15 protein-coding genes are annotated in these 20,121 nt (G+C 48.1%); 1 reads left to right on the top strand and 14 read right to left on the bottom strand.

Annotation, left to right across the window (positions count from 1 at the left end; all coding sequences use genetic code 11):
- Positions 1–29: 29 nt before the first annotated feature.
- The 5 genes from C170_RS23295 to C170_RS23315 form a co-directional block, all read right to left on the bottom strand.
- The gene (locus C170_RS23295; protein ID WP_036614586.1) at positions 30–4,475 is read right to left on the bottom strand and encodes a glycoside hydrolase family 3 C-terminal domain-containing protein; all 4,446 of its coding nucleotides are present in this window, start codon (positions 4,473–4,475) and stop codon (positions 30–32) included.
- A 613-nt stretch (positions 4,476–5,088) separates the two neighbouring features.
- Positions 5,089–5,376 (bottom strand): stage VI sporulation protein F, encoded by a 288-nt coding sequence (locus C170_RS23300; protein ID WP_036614589.1) that lies wholly within the window; start codon positions 5,374–5,376, stop codon positions 5,089–5,091.
- A 115-nt stretch (positions 5,377–5,491) separates the two neighbouring features.
- A complete protein-coding gene (gene recG / locus C170_RS23305; protein ID WP_036614592.1) occupies positions 5,492–7,537 on the bottom strand; it encodes an ATP-dependent DNA helicase RecG in 2,046 nt (681 codons plus the stop codon).
- A 10-nt stretch (positions 7,538–7,547) separates the two neighbouring features.
- On the bottom strand, positions 7,548–8,411 hold the full coding sequence (locus tag C170_RS23310) for a DegV family protein (RefSeq protein WP_036614594.1): 864 nt from the start codon (positions 8,409–8,411) through the stop codon (positions 7,548–7,550).
- 28 nt (positions 8,412–8,439) lie between these two features.
- Positions 8,440–10,251, bottom strand: coding sequence for a DAK2 domain-containing protein (locus tag C170_RS23315; RefSeq protein ID WP_036614598.1), 1,812 nt, complete (start codon positions 10,249–10,251; stop codon positions 8,440–8,442).
- Positions 10,252–10,889: 638 nt separating this feature from the next.
- Here C170_RS23315 and rpmB point away from each other — a divergent pair.
- Positions 10,890–11,078, top strand: a complete 189-nt coding sequence (rpmB, locus tag C170_RS23320) for a 50S ribosomal protein L28 (RefSeq protein ID WP_017687459.1) — start codon at positions 10,890–10,892, stop codon at positions 11,076–11,078.
- A gap of 194 nt (positions 11,079–11,272) precedes the next feature.
- Here the strand turns inward: rpmB and spoVM are convergent, their stop codons facing one another.
- From spoVM to fmt, 9 genes are all read right to left on the bottom strand, one after another.
- Positions 11,273–11,353, bottom strand: coding sequence for a stage V sporulation protein SpoVM (spoVM, locus tag C170_RS23325; RefSeq protein ID WP_017687458.1), 81 nt, complete (start codon positions 11,351–11,353; stop codon positions 11,273–11,275).
- A 167-nt stretch (positions 11,354–11,520) separates the two neighbouring features.
- Positions 11,521–11,772 (bottom strand): hypothetical protein, encoded by a 252-nt coding sequence (locus C170_RS23330; protein WP_036614600.1) that lies wholly within the window; start codon positions 11,770–11,772, stop codon positions 11,521–11,523.
- Positions 11,773–11,775: 3 nt separating this feature from the next.
- Positions 11,776–12,435 (bottom strand): ribulose-phosphate 3-epimerase, encoded by a 660-nt coding sequence (rpe, locus tag C170_RS23335; protein WP_017687456.1) that lies wholly within the window; start codon positions 12,433–12,435, stop codon positions 11,776–11,778.
- Between the two features lies 1 nt (position 12,436).
- Positions 12,437–13,345 carry a ribosome small subunit-dependent GTPase A gene (gene rsgA / locus C170_RS23340; protein ID WP_017687455.1) on the bottom strand — a complete coding sequence of 303 codons (909 nt, stop codon included), beginning with the start codon at positions 13,343–13,345 and terminating at the stop codon, positions 12,437–12,439.
- Positions 13,346–13,406: 61 nt separating this feature from the next.
- Positions 13,407–15,617, bottom strand: a complete 2,211-nt coding sequence (pknB, locus tag C170_RS23345) for a Stk1 family PASTA domain-containing Ser/Thr kinase (RefSeq protein ID WP_036614603.1) — start codon at positions 15,615–15,617, stop codon at positions 13,407–13,409.
- Complete coding sequence (locus C170_RS23350; RefSeq protein ID WP_036614606.1) at positions 15,614–16,390, bottom strand: Stp1/IreP family PP2C-type Ser/Thr phosphatase; 777 nt, start codon at positions 16,388–16,390, stop codon at positions 15,614–15,616. Before C170_RS23350 ends, pknB begins: the two co-directional genes overlap by 4 nt.
- Positions 16,391–16,397: 7 nt before the next feature.
- On the bottom strand, positions 16,398–17,438 hold the full coding sequence (rlmN, locus tag C170_RS23355; RefSeq protein WP_036614609.1) for a 23S rRNA (adenine(2503)-C(2))-methyltransferase RlmN: 1,041 nt from the start codon (positions 17,436–17,438) through the stop codon (positions 16,398–16,400).
- Between the two features lie 253 nt (positions 17,439–17,691).
- On the bottom strand, positions 17,692–19,170 hold the full coding sequence (gene rsmB / locus C170_RS23360; RefSeq protein WP_051447366.1) for a 16S rRNA (cytosine(967)-C(5))-methyltransferase RsmB: 1,479 nt from the start codon (positions 19,168–19,170) through the stop codon (positions 17,692–17,694).
- Entirely contained in the window at positions 19,167–20,120 is a 954-nt protein-coding gene (fmt, locus tag C170_RS23365; RefSeq protein ID WP_036614612.1) for a methionyl-tRNA formyltransferase, read from the bottom strand. Before fmt ends, rsmB begins: the two co-directional genes overlap by 4 nt.
- Position 20,121: the final 1 nt, after the last annotated feature.

Below are 20,121 nucleotides of genomic sequence, written 5' to 3' on the forward strand. Positions count from 1 at the left end.
CCAGTTCCTTGTTTTCGTTGTTCTGGTTCTTAGTGATCCAGCCGTTCTATTATCCGGTCATGCACACGGACAATAACAGTTGCAAGTTGTGCCCGTGTAAGGGTGCTCTGTGGTTGTAACAGTTTATCCGGCGTACCTTGAAATATACCAAGCTGAATGGCCGTTGCCATGACTGCCCGGTTATTTGGTGTCAGCTGGGCCTGATCCTTAAAATCTTCCAGCCATGATTCAACCTCTGCTTTCGGCAGTTTCGTATCCACCCCAGACAAGTTCAGCGCACGAATGAGCACCATTGCCATATCCTCACGTGACATTGGGGCATTTGGCAGGTACTGCCCTTCTTCCATCAGGCCATATTCCTTGGAGGCTCGCAAAATCGGATCAAACCATTTCTCGTTTGCTGCCGCTCCCCCCGGCTCAATTCCTAACGCATTCAATGCAGCCATCAACGTTTGAGCTGATGTTGTCGTACCCTGGGGTTGCATGCAGCGTTCCGATACGCCATTGATCAACAGCAAGCTGTTGGCTTTGGCTATATCTTTGGCATACCAAGCTGAAGGTTTAACATCAACAAATTCGCGGAGCGAGTGAATCGCAACGTACGTGCCTCCTTGGTTTAGCAGTACTTTCCATACCTTGTTTCCGTTTGTGTCTTTGGTCAACACGCCAGGCACCGGCGTAAGTTGGCCTCCTGCTCCAACATATGCGATTGCTGTGGAGTTTGCAGCTACGACATCGTTAACAGGCAGCGCTGCAATGACATACGTGTTCTGCTTATCTTTGATGGATACGTTCCATGGATCACCGATGACCCGGATGCCAGATGAGCGGATACTTGCTGCCTTAGCTTGATCAGCAACATCCCCCGTTTGCACGGTCACGACAGCAGAAACATTGCCCTCCGAATCCGTTTCTCCTTCAGTCTTGGACCCGGATGCTGGTGGCTTGGCAGGAGTTCCAACACTACCTGATCCAGGCGTGCTTGGCGAATCAGGATTCGTTCCTGGATTTCCTGGATTTGTTCCCGGCTCTTTCAACGTAAATGACAAACCGTCAATCCGAAGATCTGGTTCATGAAACACCAGATACAGATCATGTACGCCGCTCACGGCAGCAGAAATATCCGCCTCTACGTCAACGTACCCTAATTCTTTGACCGTTACGTTAGCATTGCTAATCTTGTAGGAGACAGGTTCTGTCACCGGTACGTTCCATACAGCAAGCGGTGCGGTATCGAGCGCATCCGCATGCAACGAGATCGTGCCACCTTGCACATTAGATGCGACAGTTGCCCTAACCTTCTGCGCACCTGTCAGGTCAGCCTTAGGCAACGCGATCCACGATCCATTTTGTTTGGACCGAACTGCGTAATAACCTCCAACAATCGCTTTGGCTTTTAATTGAGCTGCCGTGCGTTCCTTGGACACTTCGTGGTAAACGACTTCATTTGAAGCAAACGCATGATCAAATACATTTATGGGTTGGGTAAGGGGTAAGGTCGCAATCGACTTCCCACCAATGCTTAATGCCTTCGATACTTGCACGTCTGCATCCGCTGCCGAGGTCCCAATCATGAATTCATAACTGCCCTGTTCAACGATCCATTCACTCCGATTCACATCCCATAATGCCAGCGTTTGTGGATCAACTTGCAACAGGACTTCTTTTGTTTCACCCGGAGTGAGATGAATCTTCTCAAATGAAACCAGCTTCTTTTTAGGCGCATGTGCGCCGTATGCAGAGTTGCTGTTACGGGTGTACAGCTGCACAACCTCGGAAGTGGCTACGTCTCCTGTATTGGTTACGCGGACCGACACCGTGAATGGTTCATCTCCCGTTACAGAAGACGATACGGTCAGGGAATCGTACGTAAAATCAGCATATGATAACCCGTAACCAAACGGATAGGTCACTGTGGCATCTGTATACATATAAGTCAACTCAGATTCAATGGGGTCTGCATTCGTCATATCAACCGTAAATCGGGGGTCGATGTCGTCAAGACCAGTAGAATTCCCTTCTGGTACGACATAAGAACTAATAGATGGAAAAGCATCCATGCCTGCATACCATGTGGACGTCAGGCGGCCTGTCGGCGCGTAATCTCCGTACAACACCTGAGCCAGAGCATACGAATCGTATTGACCCCCATATGGCTGGTAAACGATCGCCGAGACGTTAGGGTTGTTCTGAATGCGCTCCATGTTTACAGGGAAGCTCGATTTAACCACGACAATGGTTTTCTTACCCTGGGTTGCAAAGGCAGCAGATACTTTGTCGACCAGTTCATAATCTGCCTCGCACATATCGAGGGTAGACCGGTCGTTACCTTCTCCTGCGCTATGTCGTGGAATTGCGCCGACAAAGACGATGGCATAATCGTCTTCCGTGGCTCTTGCTGCTACCTCTTCGCCCACGTTCTTCACCACGGCCTTCTCAAACTTCACCTCGTCCGGGCGATTCGCAGCGTTATCCTTGCTTCCCAGTGGAGATGATGTTGTCACGAGCTTACCAGCATCATCTACCTTGATAAAGCGTCCGTTGGCATAATACCAATTTGTAAAGTCACCAGAGAATCCTGTACGGTACCCATTGGTAACAATAGACATTGAGCCATCCTCGTTCGTTTCCATTCGTAATGTTGGGGGTATGGCACTCGTATCACCCATCATCTCAGGAAGGTTCCAATCATTGTTCGTCAGATTGAGGCTGGTACGATCCGTATTGCCAACTGCTGCATGATTTGTCGCAGGGGAAGTCACCCAACGCTGGTTATACAGCGACAATAAACTTGAACCCGCCTGACCCCAATCGTACACTCGGAACAAGTGGGAGAAACTGGTCTCATCTGGGGCATCCGACGTTGTGATGAGCTGCGCTCCCTCCGTGCCTGCATTTGGACTATACACGTCCGCTGTGACCGTTTGTTGATTCGCTTTAGAGGTTAGTGAAATGACTTCATTTCCTGGGGCATAGTTTACGTTACTGCTGCCATTCATTTTAATGATTGAGAGCAGTGGAGATTCACCGGAGTTTTCCAGCGCAGGTGTCGCGCCAACTGAATACGTCGTCTTGAAGCGTGCGTCGGCATACACCCCAGAAACAGCAGCGTCATTTCCTTTTTCCAGCGGAAGTGTGCCGTCATTTTTCAACAAAACAACGCTCTCCTGTGCCGCTTGAAGTGCTATTTTCTGATGGTTCACTTGGTTATAATCGGAAGGCGGAGACGTCCTGACATCCCTTGCTTCCTGGGCAAAAAGATAGTTTTTCGGTATGCCCTGCTCATCAGTTTCATTAAAAATCCCCAAGCGCACCAGCTGGTTTACATGTGGTCTGGCTGCTTCTATAAGTTCTTCCTCGGTAATTCCATATTCCCCTTGCTCTACGAGCGCCACGAGATCGGTCACATCCGCAGGTGTCGTCCCTGATGGCCGACCCGCATTCGCCTGAGCAAGCGCCATGAGAACGGTTGCATGACCGCGGTCCACGGCATAGCGGTCGTCATATCCATTTCCGAGTTGGTTCGCGTTGGATACAATTGCATCTCCATTGAAATCGGGCGAGCTGTATACGCCATATTTGGCGTCCAAATTGGCTAATAATTGTAGCGGGGAAAGGATGTTTGGAATGCCGTTAGTCCGGCCATAAGATGTCATTGTGCCCGCCAGCGCACCTGATTCAAATCCAGGGAGCGCGGCTCTGGTTTGGTACTCAAACAATGAACGCGCGCTTGCACTGTTATTCGCTGTCTGCCTGAACCACTGCGCGTTATATACGGAGTAATGCTTTGTCCCCACCGCAGCCCTCATCCAGAACCCATCTTCGCTGGTGGACTGATCAATTCCGCTAAGACCCGAAGCCATCTTGTCGATCAAGACTCCGGCCATATTGGGATCTTCAGAGAACCCTTCATCGAAGCGACCGCTAAGCGGATTGATACGCATATCACTGACCACACTGAACGCCACGCTGAGGGAAGGATCATTGCCCCCATGAATGTTGGATTCGCCCTGCTTGACCTTTAATTTGCTGATTTTCTCGTTCCCCATCACTTCACCGATATCGGACAAAAGTTCTTTGTTCCAGCTCTGTCCCATGCCAATCAGAGCAGGAAAATCGGTCGAGACACCCTGAACATTATCTGCAGCAGATAATGCACCGGGAATGACCTTGCCCGCATGTTTCCCCTGCTTCAATGTGTAATGGTTTCGCGAACCCGTCACATAAACGGCTGGACCTTCGAGGCCAGTGTATTCGAAATAGGTGTCTACGTATGCATCCAGATGCGCTGGCACGCCATCAAATAATGGCATCCCGTCAAAGACACCTCCCTGCTGAGTTTGGAACTTTAACGTACTTGTCGTAGATGCTGATAGTGGCGTGGCTCCCCAGGACCCCCATGTCAGACTGACCACGGTGATGACCGCAATCACTTTGCCGCTAATCTTCTGCTTGAAACCTCTAGTCAAAGTCAATGTTACCCCTCCTTTATTTGTAATCGCTTACAATTTGGTACTCACTCATTATAGTTGGAGGAATGGTACATTTTGTTTATGGGTTGAGGTACAGTATTTTTAGATATTACGGTTATGTATCGTTAAAGGATAAATTTGGATTCATATTAAATATAAGCCTCATACTCCACCCATCACTGTACTAAGATGCTCGATTTAACCAACATAACTACTCATTGAAAACTTTGTTTTCGTGGTAATACAAGCCAGGTCATGGGTCATTCGATAACTACAACGAATGTTCAACCAAGTAATGCCACAAGGCTTGTCTCTAGTTATAACAATCAAAAGGGCGTTCCATAAGTCATCTTCCTGACTTATGGAACGCCCCACCCACTAAAATTACTTCATAAACATTCGATGTAATTTGGTTTTGTAAAATAAATCAATTTACACAACAACGGAGAGGACAGAAATAACCTAAAGAAGCGAAGCGTGCGCCTTTATCCCCAGATTTTACCTTTGGAAAGGGTCAATCAGAAAATCCGGGGATAACAGCGCTCGGAAGGTTATTCTGTCATCGTAGTGCCCTCGTGTAAACGAATGTTTTTTCCACCCACATTACATCGAATCCCTACCTAAACATCCCCCACAGCTTAATCAAATGAAACGTATTGTTCGGATCAATCTTCTGCGCGAGCACAAACGCAACAAACTGCTCCTCCTGCGCCGGAGAGAAATTCTCATTCATAATGACAGCGGAAGACTTGACCAACCTTCTGACCTTGGCCTTATCTTGCAAATCAGACTTGGTCACGCCATCAATCAACTTTTTGATACGCTCTTTGACAGCGGGATTTTTCATCTTTAATTTGATCCGCTCCACCAGCTGCGGACTAATTCCATATTGTTGATAACCCAAAACGTATAGCACCTCCCAAAAGAATGAACTCACTTCTTATTCATATGTCGGGAGGGCTTGTACACTTGTCTTTTTTTACAAAGGTAATACGAAAAACCAGCTATCAAGGCAAGCTTTAGTCAATCAGATCACCCTTGAATACTTGCTGTTGCTGTAGGAAATCACGCAGAGGTGCATAGTCCATAGAGGTCCAGAAGGTCGCATCCTCAATTAAGTGGGTCACGTCATCTCTGGCCTGTTCCAGCACAGCAAAATCGGCAACCATATCGGCAAGACGGAACTCGGGTAGTCCGCTCTGTTTGGTACCAAAGAAATCACCCGGACCCCGGAGATCCAGATCCCGCCGGGATACCTCGAATCCATCCTCCGTTTCCGTCATGACCTTCATGCGTTCCTGTCCAACCTCCGTCTTGGGATCAGCAATGAGTACACAATAGGAAGCATGCGCACCACGACCAACACGACCACGAAGCTGATGCAGCTGGGAGAGACCGAAACGATCCGCGTCCATAATGACCATCAACGTGGCATTTGGCACATCGACCCCAACCTCGACAACGGTGGTGGAGACAAGCAACTGAATATCATTGCTGTAGAAGTCCCGCATCATCTCTTCTTTCTCCGCAGCCGTCATCCGTCCATGCAGCAGACCTACACGATATTTCGGAAAGTTCTGCTGCATCTGCACATGCAGATCAATAGCATTCTGCACATCCAGCTTCTCCGACTCTTCAATGAGTGGACAGATCAGATAGGCCTGCCGGCCCTGATCTACTTCTCTGGAGATAAACCCGAGCACCCGCTCCATCATATCGTGTTTGACCCAATACGTAGAGATTGGAATCCGTCCTTTCGGACGCTCTGAGATCGTGGATACCTCAATATCCCCAAAAGCCGTAATCGCAAGTGTCCGTGGAATTGGCGTAGCCGTCATCGTTAACACATCCGGATTATAACCTTTGCGTCGTAAAACGCTGCGCTGGTTCACGCCGAAGCGATGCTGCTCGTCCGTCACCACAAGACCCAGATCACGGAAGAAAACATCTTCCTGAATCAGGGCGTGTGTACCCACCACGATATCAATCATGCCCATTTGCAACGAGGCGATCAGATCTTTACGTTTGCGTCCATTTACACTGCCCGTTAACAGCCCTACGGTTACCCCGAACGGTTCAAACAGCTTTTGCAGTGAGCGCATATGCTGCTCCGCCAGAATCTCTGTAGGCACCATCAGAGCCCCTTGGAAACCGGATCGAACAGTCGTGTATAGCGCAATTGCCGCAATAACCGTTTTACCCGATCCCACATCACCCTGCAATAACCGATTCATTGCATAGGGCGAACGCATATCATGCAGAATTTCAAGCTCCACCTTTTTCTGAGCATCTGTCAATTCAAAAGGTAAACTGCGTACAAACTCACGAATCGTCGTATTATCCGTGGTATGCACTACACCATCCATGCGATTTCGGTTGAGCGCACGATACGCCTGCATTTTCAACTGGAACAGAAACAGCTCTTCATACACCATCCGCTGTCTGGCCTGCTGACCTTCCCGGTTGTCCTGTGGATGATGAATTCCCGCAATCGCTTGTTTACGAGGCATCAAGCTGTATTTCCTCATCAAGGACTGAGGCAGAATCTCAGGAATCATATCTCCGAATTGAATTAATCCCTGATTGATCGTTTTCCGCATCCATTGTTGCGTCAGTTTGCCGGTTACCGAATATACAGGTTGCAGTGTACCTGAACGCCCATCGCCTTTATCAGGGAACTCCGAGTCAGTCACGGTCATCTGCATGCGTTTTTGTTCCCATTTTCCCGTAATCACAATCTCCCGATTGGGTGTAAGTTGTTCTTTGAGGAAATGGCGATTGAACCAGGTGGCTGTAATCATCCACTCTTCCGTCATGATCTTACAGGTAAGACGGGACTTTTTACCGTATCGTTGTAATACAGGAATACCCATTACCTGTCCCTGGACCGTAATCTTGTCCCCATCCTTCACTTCACTAAGTGAACGCAGACGATAATCCTCGTAACGGAACGGATAGTACTCAAGCAGGTCTTTAACAGTAGAGATGCCAAAGGCGTGAAGCTCTCCCTCTTTGAGAGCACTCACGCCGTTAATTTGCTTAACTGATATTTCTTCCAATTTCATGTCTAATCCCTCATTCCGGAACAGGCCACATAAAGATCGCAATGACACCAGGTCCAACATGACTGCCTATTACGGCTCCAATATTGGTATAGATCACTTCATTCAGTGTAAAATGACCCCGTAGCTGCTCTGCACAAGCGATCGCTGATCCAGGGTCAGCGGTATGACCTACCGCCAGGTTAACCCGTTTGCCTGCAAGATCCTTCTGGAACAGCTCAATAATGCGTGCCATTGCTTTTTTATGACCTCTGACTTTCTCAACTGCGTAGATAACGCCTTCTTCATCAATAGACAGGATCGGCTTAATGTTAAGCAACGTTCCCAAGATGGCTGAAGCTTTGCCAATCCGACCGCCCTTTTGCAGATACTCCAAAGTATCTACAAGAAAGAACAACTTGCGAGATTGTTGCATACCTTCAATAGCAGCAGTGATCTCGACTGCTGACTTGCCCTGTTCGGCAAGTTCAGCAGCCTGTACTACCATTAGACCGTATCCATACGATGCTGACTTCGAATCCAGCACGGTGATGTCACCCTCACGCTCCAGCAAAGACTTGCCAAGCATGGCCGATTGATAGGTACCACTCATGCCGGATGACAGGTGGATCGATACAATCGGGCGTTCCGGGTTCTCATCAAGCAATGCTTGGTACACATCCATGAAATCGGTTGGAGATGGCTGTGAGGTTGTAGGCAACACAGATACTTTCTTCAACTTTTCGTAGAACTGTTCCGAAGTCAGATCAACGCCATCTGCATAGGTCTCTTCACCGAACAGAACACGTAGCGGAACAATATGAATCCCGTATTTGCGAATGAGTTCTTCGGGAATATCTGCCGTACTGTCTGTTACTATCGTAACCTTGTGGCTCATGACTCTCCTCCTCTTCGCTAGAGTGCTATTAGGACTCTACGGAGAACAAATAATAATACACAGGCTGTCCTCCAAGATGTACCTCTACCTCAGCATCAGGATACTGTACTTCAAGCCATGCAGCGAGGGCAGCAGTAACCTCAGGGTCAGCTTCTTCCCCTTCAAGGATCGTCACCACTTCATCTCCACTCTCCATCATCTGTTTGAGCAGACCTTCACATGCTTGAAGCATGGTTTCATCCGTCGCTACAATTTTGGAGTTATGAATACCGATATAGTGCCCCGCCTTAATATCTAATTCATCATATTGCGTATCACGAACCGCATGAGTCACTTGACCGGACTGTACCCGGCTGATGGCCTCCAACATTTGGTCACGGTTTGTTTCCGCAGACTCATCTTCTTGGAAAGCAAAAGCAGCAGCCATTCCCTGTGGAATGGTCTTGCTTGGAATAACCGTAATCCGGCGCTCATCTTCAAGCAATTCACGAGCCTGCTCGGCAGCCAGTACAATATTCGAGTTATTCGGGAGTATAAATACCTGCTCCGCAGCAATGGAACGAACGGCTTTTACAAAATCCTCAGTACTCGGATTCATCGTCTGTCCACCGGACAGAACAACATCAACACCAAGACTTTGGAAAATCTCTGCAATACCGTCACCGGAGGATACCGCAATAAAACCATACGGTGCCATCTCATCTGCAGGAAGTACAGCCTCTTCCATACTGCGCGCTGCCTCAGGTGGAATCTCTGCAAACAATTCAGGTGATGGAGCAATGTCCATGCCTGCTGTCAGGAGATCCCGATGCTGTTCACGCATATTGAGAATATGAATCTGTGTAATCTCACCATAATGCAGCGCCAAGTTTAATACATCGCCTGGTGTCTTGGAATGGACATGAACTTTGATGACTTCATCATCGGCAATGATGATGATCGAATCCCCATTAACTGACAACGCTTTCCGGAATGCTTCGTCATCAAATGCCACTCCTGCGTTCTCTCCAAGCTCACGATTAATGAAGAATTCCATATCATACAGGAATTCAATATCTTCCGTTTCCAGTCTCGCCTGAGCAGACAATGGCATCTCTGGTGCAATCACCTGCTGCTGTGCAGGCTTCTTGATATCCACTTCTGTCGGTGCAGCCGATTTCAAAGCAGATGCTGCCACGGATGGGGTTACTTCTTTGTTCAGCGAAGTACGACTCCCTCCGTCACTTTGCAGCAATACTTCCATAAAGCCCTCGTAGATATATACAAGCCCCTGACCACCTGAATCCACAACACCAACCTGTTTCAGTACAGGCAGTAATTCCGGAGTCATTGCCAGTGCTTCTTTTGCTTTTAACAAAACTTCATTCATTAATTCAGTAATATCATTCGTCCGTCTTGCATAGTAGTTGGCATGTTTCGCCGCTTCCTTGGCTACGGTAAGAATGGTCCCTTCAACGGGCTTTACGACTGCTTTGTAAGCTGCGTCAACACCGTTCTGCAGGGCTGCTGCAAATTGGAGCGTATTCAGTTCCTCATAGGGAGCAGCTGAACGACTAAAACCACGGAACAATTGCGACAGAATAACTCCTGAATTCCCCCGTGCGCCCATAAGCAGGCCTTTCGATAGAATACCGGCAGCTTCGCCGATGGAGGCAGAACTTTTTCTTTTAATCTCTGCGACTCCTGCACTCATTGTCAAATTCATGTTCGTTCCCGTGTCACCATCCGGCACAGGGAAAACATTCAGGGAATTGACGTGCTCTGCATGCTGTCCAAGTTGTTCCGCTCCGGCAAGTACCATTGCGGTGAAATCTGTTCCATTTAAAGAACGTATACTCAAGTGAGAATTCCCCTTCCTAGCTTGATACACGAACACCTTGCACCAAGATGTGTCTGGTCTGTTCATGCGCTAACGCGGACTGCGTTATTCTTCGTCCATACCTTGTCCGGCACAGGCATACAATACAACATGTCAGCCGGATTAACGGTCTGGGCGGCCGGGCTACCAATATCCTGCACTCTCTGCACCCCTAACTTCGGGGCATACGGATATGCACCGGTATCAAGAGCCGGCATGAATGCCGCATGGAGACTGGTGCCAATGATGGAATGCCGCAGCTCACAGCGTTGCCAAAAAAGCAGACCACCGACCTCTAAGTACGGTTTATTCTCCGACTTCCTCGCGGCAACAGCCTGTTCACCACTGTATTATGGACTACTCAACATTGTACTATATTAGACAGGAGAAATAAATAAAGTTTTTGGATCAGTTGACGAAGCTTTTTTAATTATGATATTATATTCAAGTATTGTTTTATGCAGGTTAAGTAATGGAAATGATCCGGTTCATGCCGGCTTAAACAACGCCATTAGCTACTGAAACCTGATCTTTATGATCAGGAAGAACAATTTAGTCCTTATGGAATGACTTTTCGTTTCTGAAGGCAACTGGTTATTTTAGGATAGGAGGTGTAATCTATGTCTCGCAAATGTTATGTGACAGGTAAGAAACCGGGCACCGGTAACCACGTATCCCACGCTAACAACCGTAACCGTCGTACTTGGGGCGTAAACGTTCAGAAGGTCCGCATTCTCGTTGACGGCAAACCAAAACGTGTATACGTAAGCACCCGTGCACTGAAAGCCGGTAAAGTGACTCGCGTATAATCACGCAAAGCTACTATAAATCGGGTAAGCAAAAAGCACCTTGTTCCTTGCAGGTGCTTTTTTGGTATTCAAAAAAGGGATTCTTGAATACGCTCATTAACATGTGAATGGCCGCCGCATGACGCTTCGCAGGTACGAATTCCAGATAAGACTGAGCCAAAGCGGCGGTATTCCCTGTTACCTTATCAATCGGATCAGTGCTTTTGAAACGTATTAAGAATCGCCTTTACAAACCCTCCCAAAAACTTCGGCAGTTTGAATGTGTAAAATTTCATAATTCACCCTCCCCATCATGCTCATGCGTCCGCCGTATCCTATGCTTCAGGCCTTCTTTACCTCAAACACGACAAAAAAGGCTACATGAGAAACCTGCTCATGTAACCATATTTATGCGGAACCTTCGATCCCTATTCCACAATGACAAGCCCGAAGATCAGGTCATTTATGTTTGGGCAGGAATATATTGATAGGCAGCGATCATGAAAACACTCAGTAAATAATACAGTATGCCGAATATGACAAAAGTAACCCGATGTCCCGTACGATCAAATTTGCGGAAATACATAATAACAACGCCTACCCCGATTAATGACGTGATGGCATTAAACGGGGATTGAATAACCGCAAACAAAGCAAGCACAAGTCCCGTCACGAGACTCGCAGCCATCGTCCACAGTGTCTCCTTGAGGTTCATAGATCAGCCTCCGTAGCTACGGCGTATTTCAGTAATCGCGGCAGCACGATCCTCACGGCCAAATACGGCACTCCCGGCAACGAGCACATCTGCTCCAGCTTCCACCACAAGCGGGGCTGTATCGGCAGCAATTCCGCCATCTACTTCGATATGTACATCATGGCGTCCCTTTTCGTTTAACCAGGTACGAATCTGCTTGATTTTGTTCATGGTACCCGAGATAAATGCCTGTCCGCCAAAGCCAGGATTGACCGTCATGACAAGAACCATGTCCACATCATCCAGAACTTCGAGAATGGCAGATGCTGGCGTTCCTGGATTAAGGGCAACTCCTGCCTTCACTCCTTGCTCCTTAATTAGATGAATAACGCGGTGCAAATGCACACAAGCCTCAGCATGAACGGTAATTACCGCTGCACCCGCTTTGGCAAATTCCTCAACATAACGCTCCGGATTCTCAATCATCAAATGCACATCGAGCGGCAAGCTTGTATGTGGAGCGATTGCCTTCACAATCGCAGGTCCAAGCGTAATATTAGGGACGAAATGACCGTCCATAACGTCAACATGAATCCAGTCTCCTCCTGCAGCTTGAGCTTCTGCAACTTCCGCACCAAGGCGGGCAAAATCAGCTGATAATATCGATGGGGCAATTTTAATCATGTTAATACCTCCGCTTCTTATCTTTCATTTCGGTCAGGAACAGCACATAGTGCTGATATCGGCTTTCGGAGATCAGACCTTCCTCCTTGGCTGCAAGCACACGACAGCCTGGTTCATGTGTATGGGTACAACCTCGGAATTTGCACTGATCTGCAAACTGGGCGAATTCCCGGAAACAAGTGGAGAGTTCCTCCACACCGATCTCCAGAAAGTCCAGTTGGCTGAATCCTGGCGTATCCGCAACAAATCCACCATTATCCAACGGAATAAGCTCCACGTGCCTGGTGGTGTGTTTCCCTCGTCCTAGACGCATGCTGATCGCATTTGTCTCCAGCGTCAGGCCCGGCATCAATGCATTTAACATCGAAGACTTGCCTACACCGGATTGTCCGGAGAATACGCTGATCTTACCAGCCAGACGGTCTCTGAGCAATTCACTGCCTTCACCGGTACGTGAACTTGTGGAGATCACTTCATAACCAACCTGTTCATACAATGCTTTCACTTCAGCAACAGTGTCTTTGGCTGGATCTGCCAAATCCAGTTTGGTCAACACAATGAGTGCATCCAACCCCGCCTGCTCGATGTGAACAAGGAACTTGTCCAACAGGTTCAGGTTCATATCCGGTTCCTTCACAGAGAACACGAGAACAGCCAAACTTACATTGGCTACAGGAGGACGGATAAGTTCCGTCTCACGCTTCCGAATTTCATCAACCGTTCCTTCTCCGTTCTCAGTCAACATGTAGCTGACGCGATCACCTACAAGCGGTGATGTTCCCCGCTTTCTGAAGATACCTCTGGCTCGACATTGAACGGCGGAACCTTCAACCGAAGGAACCCCGTTGTCTTCCACTGGCATGACATAATAGTAACCGCTTAGCGCTTTAACGATGATACCTTCTGGCATAGCTCCGACGCCCTCCTTTAGATGGTGGTACATTTACTCCAGACGCCAGCATAAGCCGCCCTTATGGACGGCTTGATGCGTTAATGACTTCCTTTTTCTTCTCTTTTTCCTTGCCGTGCCCCTTACCATTATTCATGGCAGAAGTGTCCTCATCTACGCTTTCACCCTCACCGTCTGCCGGTGTGGACTCAGGTTCACCTTCCTGATTGGAATCAACACTTCCCTCATCAACGCTACCTTCACCTGGATCAGGCTCATTTTCTGGCGGCGTCTCAGTGCTTTGTTCCGGGTCAATGGAAGGTACGTTTACTGTTCCGTTTTTGGCTTCACTGTAGGAGACAAGATACGTATCCAGGAACTGTCCATCACGATAGACGGACACAGCCCCATTTTCATTTGGAGCGAGTACAAGTGGAATGGTCAAGATCTGGGTTGAGTTCACGGTGCGAGTTCCCCATTCCTGATTCTTGCCACGTGCATCTTCATATGTGATACGGATTTTACTGTTTTTGCCCTCTTCTTTGGGTGATACATTGATATCAAAAGGATATTGCAGCGCTTCAGGTGGATACCCTGTGCTGATAAAGATCGTAATCTTATCGCCAGGACTCACATCTGCGCCCGCTTCCACAGGCCATTGCTGCGTCACTTTGCCCTTTTCTACCGTATAACTTTGTTCTTCCTGCACCTGAGCAAGCACAAGTCCAGCAGATTTAAGTTTTTCTTCGGCTTCACTGCGGGTATGATTTTTCAGATCAGGCATTTTGACCGTTTCAGTGCCTTTACTTACGGTTAACTCAATCTGAACTGTCACAGGATCGAATTCCTCATTCACACCCGGCGTCTGGGAAATAACAGAACCTGAAGCCACATCATTGGAGAAGTCATCTTTCCGCTGAATCTGATCTTCCTTAATGCCAAGCGCAGTCAACTTCTTGACAGCCTCATCATAAGTTACTTGTTTGACATCAATCATCTTCACCAGTTCTTTTTCCGCACCAACACTGATCTGGACCTCGGAACCTTCTTTGACAACATCGCCTTCTTTTCTGCTCTGTTCATAGACGATACCGGGTTCGACACCTTCCTGGTACAGACGGATGACCTCATCACTGACGACGAGTCCTTTCTCCTCAAGCATTTCCCGAGCTTTTTCTTCTGTCTGGGTGATTACGTTAGGCACGGTTACTTCAGGTACAACCAGCATACCCTTGACATACCATACAACGCCCACCATGGCGATTAGAATAAGAACGGTTAATGAGATGAGTAGTGCTGGCTTCTTCCAGCTCTTCGATTTCGCTTTACCCTTGCCAGTTTCTTCGTCAGACTCCATCACAGGCACCGCACCCGTCGATGTAACTCCACGCGGTTCAGGCTTGATCGCTGGCATTACGCGAGTCTGGTCTATATCATCCTCATCCGGAAAATCAATCTTCGTTTCATTTCGTCTCTCCGGCATCAGGCAAGTTTCCAGATCGGTCTGCATTTCTTTGGCCGACTGATAACGTTCCTGCGGATTCTTACGCATGGATTTTAAGATGACATTTTCCACACTTTGCGGAATCAATGGATTGAATTTGCGTGGTTCATCGAACTCTTCCTGCAAATGCTTCAATGCCACACTGATTGGACTTTCACCGAGAAACGGAAGTTGCCCGGTAAGCATTTGGTAAAGTACAATCCCAAGAGAATATAAGTCCGATTTTTCACCAGTAACGATGCCTTTGGCATGCTCTGGTGAGAAGTAATGTACAGAACCAACTACGGAACCGGTCTGCGTAATCGTTGTAGATGTAACCGCACGGGCAATCCCGAAATCCGTAACTTTCACACGGCCATTCCGGCCAATTAATATATTGTGGGGTTTGATATCCCGATGAATGATTTGATTATGATGTGCATGATCAAGAGCATCTGCAATCTGGGAAGCGATTCGCACCGATTCGTCCACCTGCAGAGGGGCGCGTTCTTTAATAATTTCATTCAGGTTTTTGCCTTCCACATACTCCATGACAATATAATGAACGTCATCTTCCTGCCCCACGTCATAAATGCTGACTACATTCGGATGAGACAGCGATGCTGCCGACTGTGCTTCCCTGCGGAAACGGCGAATAAACTCTTCGTCATGCACAAACTGTTGTCTAAGAACTTTGATCGCTACATTCCGGTTCAACAGAAGATCCTGGGCTTTGTACACAAGAGCCATGCCGCCACCACCGACACGCTCAATCACTTCATAGCGTCCGCCTAGCTGGTGCCCAATCATGACTCACACCCCGTTTCCGTATCCACGGAACCTTCCCTCTGCAACTCGAACAAAGCAACCGTGATGTTGTCGTCTCCCCCAGCAAGTAAAGCCAACTGAAGCAGTCGGTCTGCACGATCTTCCAATGCCAGTTCCAGATTGCCGGCAACCTGAATAATCTGCTCATTGCTGACCAGGTTACTGAGACCATCACTGCACAGGAGAAGAACTTCGCCTTCCTCCAGCTTGACGGTATCCAGATCTACCTTCACCTCGGCATCTGTTCCAAGCGCACGAGTTAGTACGTTGCGACGTGGATGATGGGACACATCCTCTTTGCTAATCTGACCATTTTTGAACAATTCATTCACCAGTGTATGGTCCTCGGTTAGCTGGATCACAGCTTTGTTCGCAATTTTGTAGGCTCTGCTATCACCGATGTGTCCAATAACACCTTCCGTATCGTTCAATAAAGCCGCAACTACCGTTGTTCCCATGTTGTGATACTTGTCATCTGTTGATGCCGTGCGGAAGATAACTTCGTTGGCATGCAAAATAGCATCGCTGAGAGCCGCAGACAGAGACGCATGTGACAGACCTGGTTCCAGTGTTCCCAGATCTTTCACCAACGTCTCTACTGCCAAGCGGCTTGCCGTATCCCCTGCAAGATGTCCACCCATGCCATCGGCAACAATACCCAGAATATATCCTGTATCGAGATTACGAATCCAGGCTGAATCTTCATTCACCGAACGCACTCGTCCGATATGGCTCACATGAACTGTTTTGATCAAAACGTTCTCACCTCAACTCCATATGCTTTGCACGAAGCTGACCGCAAGCGGCAGCAATATCATGTCCCTGTTCACGACGAATGGTTACATTAACACCCTGTTCCGAGAGAATCTTCTGAAAATTGAAAATGTCGCTTCTCGATGTTCTTACGTATTTGCGTTCAGGTACATGGTTAACCGGAATCAGGTTCACGTGGCACAACATGTTCTTAAGCACACTTGCCAGTTCTGCTGCATGCTCTGGCTGATCGTTTACCCCACCAATAAGTGCATACTCAAACGTAATTCTCCGACCTGTTTTGGCCAGATAATAACGAAGGGACTCCATCACGTCTTCAAAAGGAAAACGACGGTTAACCGGCATCAATTTCGAACGCAGTGCATCATTTGGTGCATGAATCGAAATTGCGAGGTTAATCTGTGTATCTTCATCTGCAAACTTGTAGATGTTCGGAACGATTCCGCTCGTGGATACCGTGATGTGACGCTGACCGATATTCAGCCCTTTTTCATGAATCATAATGCGTAGGAAAGTCATCGTAGCTTCATAGTTTTCGAAAGGTTCACCTGAACCCATGATTACAATGCTGCTGACACGCTCGCCGCGTTCATCCAAAATTTTCTGAGCCTGCACAACCTGGGCAACAATCTCCCCAGCCGTAAGGTTACGCTTGAGTCCACCCAATGTGGATGCACAGAACGTACAACCAATACGACAACCAACCTGTGTGGTTACACAGATGCTGTTCCCGTAGTTATGCTTCATGATTACTGTCTCAATGGCATGATCATCATGAAGACCAAAGAGGAATTTAACCGTTCCATCCTTGGATTCAAACTTGGTAATTTCCTTAAGCGTTACGAATTCAAATTGCTCTGTTAGTTTTTCACGCAATGGCTTGGAAAGATTGGTCATTTCACTGAAATCATTCACGCGTTTTACATAAATCCAGTCAAAGATTTGGCCACCGCGAAACGCCGGCTCCCCATTCTCCACAGCCCATTGCTGCAGTTGTTCCAGAGAATAATCATATATAAAAGGTTTCATTTTGTTGTCAACACCTATTCCTTCTTTTCTTTTCGTTGGCTTCCTTCTTTTCGTTCCATTCGTCCTATTCTATCACAAAGACCACGTTACATCCATGTATACCCTTGATATCTGTACTTCATGCATTATAACACCTCAATGCCGCCATCGCACCCTGTCATCACTTTTCTCTGACAATTATATCGAAGTCCCATCACAAAGAAATCCGCCGAAGTTCCCCTCGGCGGTCATGCTTCCGTGCTCTATTAAACTGTTATTCCGCTGTTTTTGTCAACCGTGCGATGAAAAATCCGTCGCTGTGAGCGTATTGTGGCAAAATCTGAATACCACCGTTCACGGCCTTCAAATTCACTGTCTCCGATTCGGACCAGACAGATGCTTCTGCTGGACTATATTCCGGATGTCGATTCAAGAAGTCTGCAACCATATCCTCATTCTCAGCAGGCTCAATCGTACACGTGCTATAAACCAGAATACCACCTGGTTTTAACAACGGCGCAACTCGATCAAGCAGTTCACGCTGCAGGTTGGAGATATCTTCGATATCTTCTACGGTTTTGGTCCATTTCACATCTGGCTTGCGGCGAATAACACCGAGACCTGAACATGGTGCATCCAGCAAAATGCGGTCAAACGACGCTTCCGGGTACCGTTCATTCAGGTCTAGTGCATCTCCAGTTACAGCATCGATACAAGTCAGACCGAGACGCTCCGCCTGATCCAGGATCAGCTGGCGCTTGTGAGCATGTACATCATTCGCGACAATACGACCGCGATCCTGCATTTTCTCAGCCATATGAGCTGTTTTACCACCTGGAGCTGCGCAGCAATCCAATACAAGTTGGTCTACTTCTGGCGCAACTGCTTCAGCGACAAGCATGGAACTTTCGTCCTGTACAGAGAACAACCCGTCCCGATACCAGGACGTTAGAGCCATGTTTCCGCCACTACGTACAAGAATTCCATCGGAACTCAGCTGAGAAGCTTCAACGACTGCACCTGTACTGGTCATCTCATGCATCAGTTTCTCCCGTGTGGTCATTGTTGTGTTGACCCGGACACTCACCGCTGGCGGCTCATTATTCGCACGACAGATCGCTTCCGCTGTCTCTTCGCCGTACTGGGCAATCCAGCGTTCAACCATCCATAACGGGTGGGAATGCTCCAGTGAAATACGTTCTGCAGCGGGCAGATGTTCTGGAATACGAAGTTCATCCCGATTGCGGATCATATTGCGGAGCACTCCATTCACCATACCCGAGATTCCCTGATGGCCCAGTTTCTTCGCCAGATTAACCGCTTCGCTCACCACGGCATGCTCCGGAATACGATCCAGGTATATCATCTGATATACGCTGATTCGCAGCAGGCTACGAACCCATGGTTGCAGTTTGGATACTCCTTTGGCGACGTAACGTTCCAGAAAATAATCAAGTGTATTCATTCTGGCGATTGTTCCATACACCAATTCGGTAGCTAGTCCAGCATCTGCGGGGCTTAAATCCGCCTCTTTCAGACGGCGGTTCAACTCCAGATTACTGTATGCTCCATCTTGCTCAACAGCACTCAGAACCTTGACTGCCAATGTTCGAGCAGATGTTTTGGGTTGCTGGGAGCGCGATGCACCACCCGATTTACCCGAATTCGGACGACGGTTTCCTTCACGTCCGGATGAATTTCCATTAGCTTTCTGGCCTTTTCCTGACGAACGACCTGGTATATTACCGCTCATCGCAGCACCGTTCCAGGTTTCAGTGTACCACCGCGAGCAAAGTCAGCGGCCTGCATCACCTTTTTACCTGCTGGCTGCACTTCAGTCAACCAGAGAGATCCATTGCCTGTGCGGACTTCAATCCCTGCCTTATTCAATTGCAGCACCGTTCCCGGCTCTGCTTGTCCAGCATCTGAAGAAGTTTCTAGGTCCACCTGATCGGGATTAGCCGCAGCCCAAACTTTGAAGACCTGATCATCCCACATCGTAAATGCACCGGAGAACGGCACAAGACCACGAATCTGATTGAACAGTTCACGTGAAGTACGACTCCAGTCCATTTTCTCGTCATCCCGAGTCAGATTGCGAGCATACGAAGCCTCAGCATCATCCTGAGGGACCGCCGTTGTCTCGCCTGTAATCAATCGTGGCATTTCTGCCTGAAGCAGTTTGGAACCAGCCTCACTTAATTTATCAAACATCGATCCTGATGTATCTTCATCCGTAATTGGCAGTTCCACACGCGAGATCATATCTCCGGTGTCCAAGCCTTCAGCCATATACATCAATGTGACTCCTGTCACGGATTCCCCGTTAATAATGGAACGTTGAATCGGTGCTCCTCCCCGATATTTCGGTAAAAGAGAGCCATGCACGTTCACACAACCACGAACAGGCATATCCAGCACAGCTTTGGGCAGAATCTGTCCAAAGGCCGCGGTTACGATCAGATCCGGCTTCCATTCAGCTAAGCGGGCTACGGCTTCCGGATCACGCAATTTAACAGGTTGAAACACCGGCAGACCGTGGCGTTCTGCCGCGGCCTTAACCGGTGTTGGCGTAAGTACTTTTTTGCGTCCCTGTGGTTTATCAGGTTGAGTCACCACACCCACCACATTGTACCCCTCTGCAATCAGCATATCGAGAGAAGGAACTGCAAATTCAGGTGTTCCCATAAAAACAATATTCAAA

Source organism: Paenibacillus sp. FSL H7-689 (assembly GCF_000517905.1).
Lineage (GTDB): Bacteria > Bacillota > Bacilli > Paenibacillales > Paenibacillaceae > Paenibacillus > Paenibacillus amylolyticus.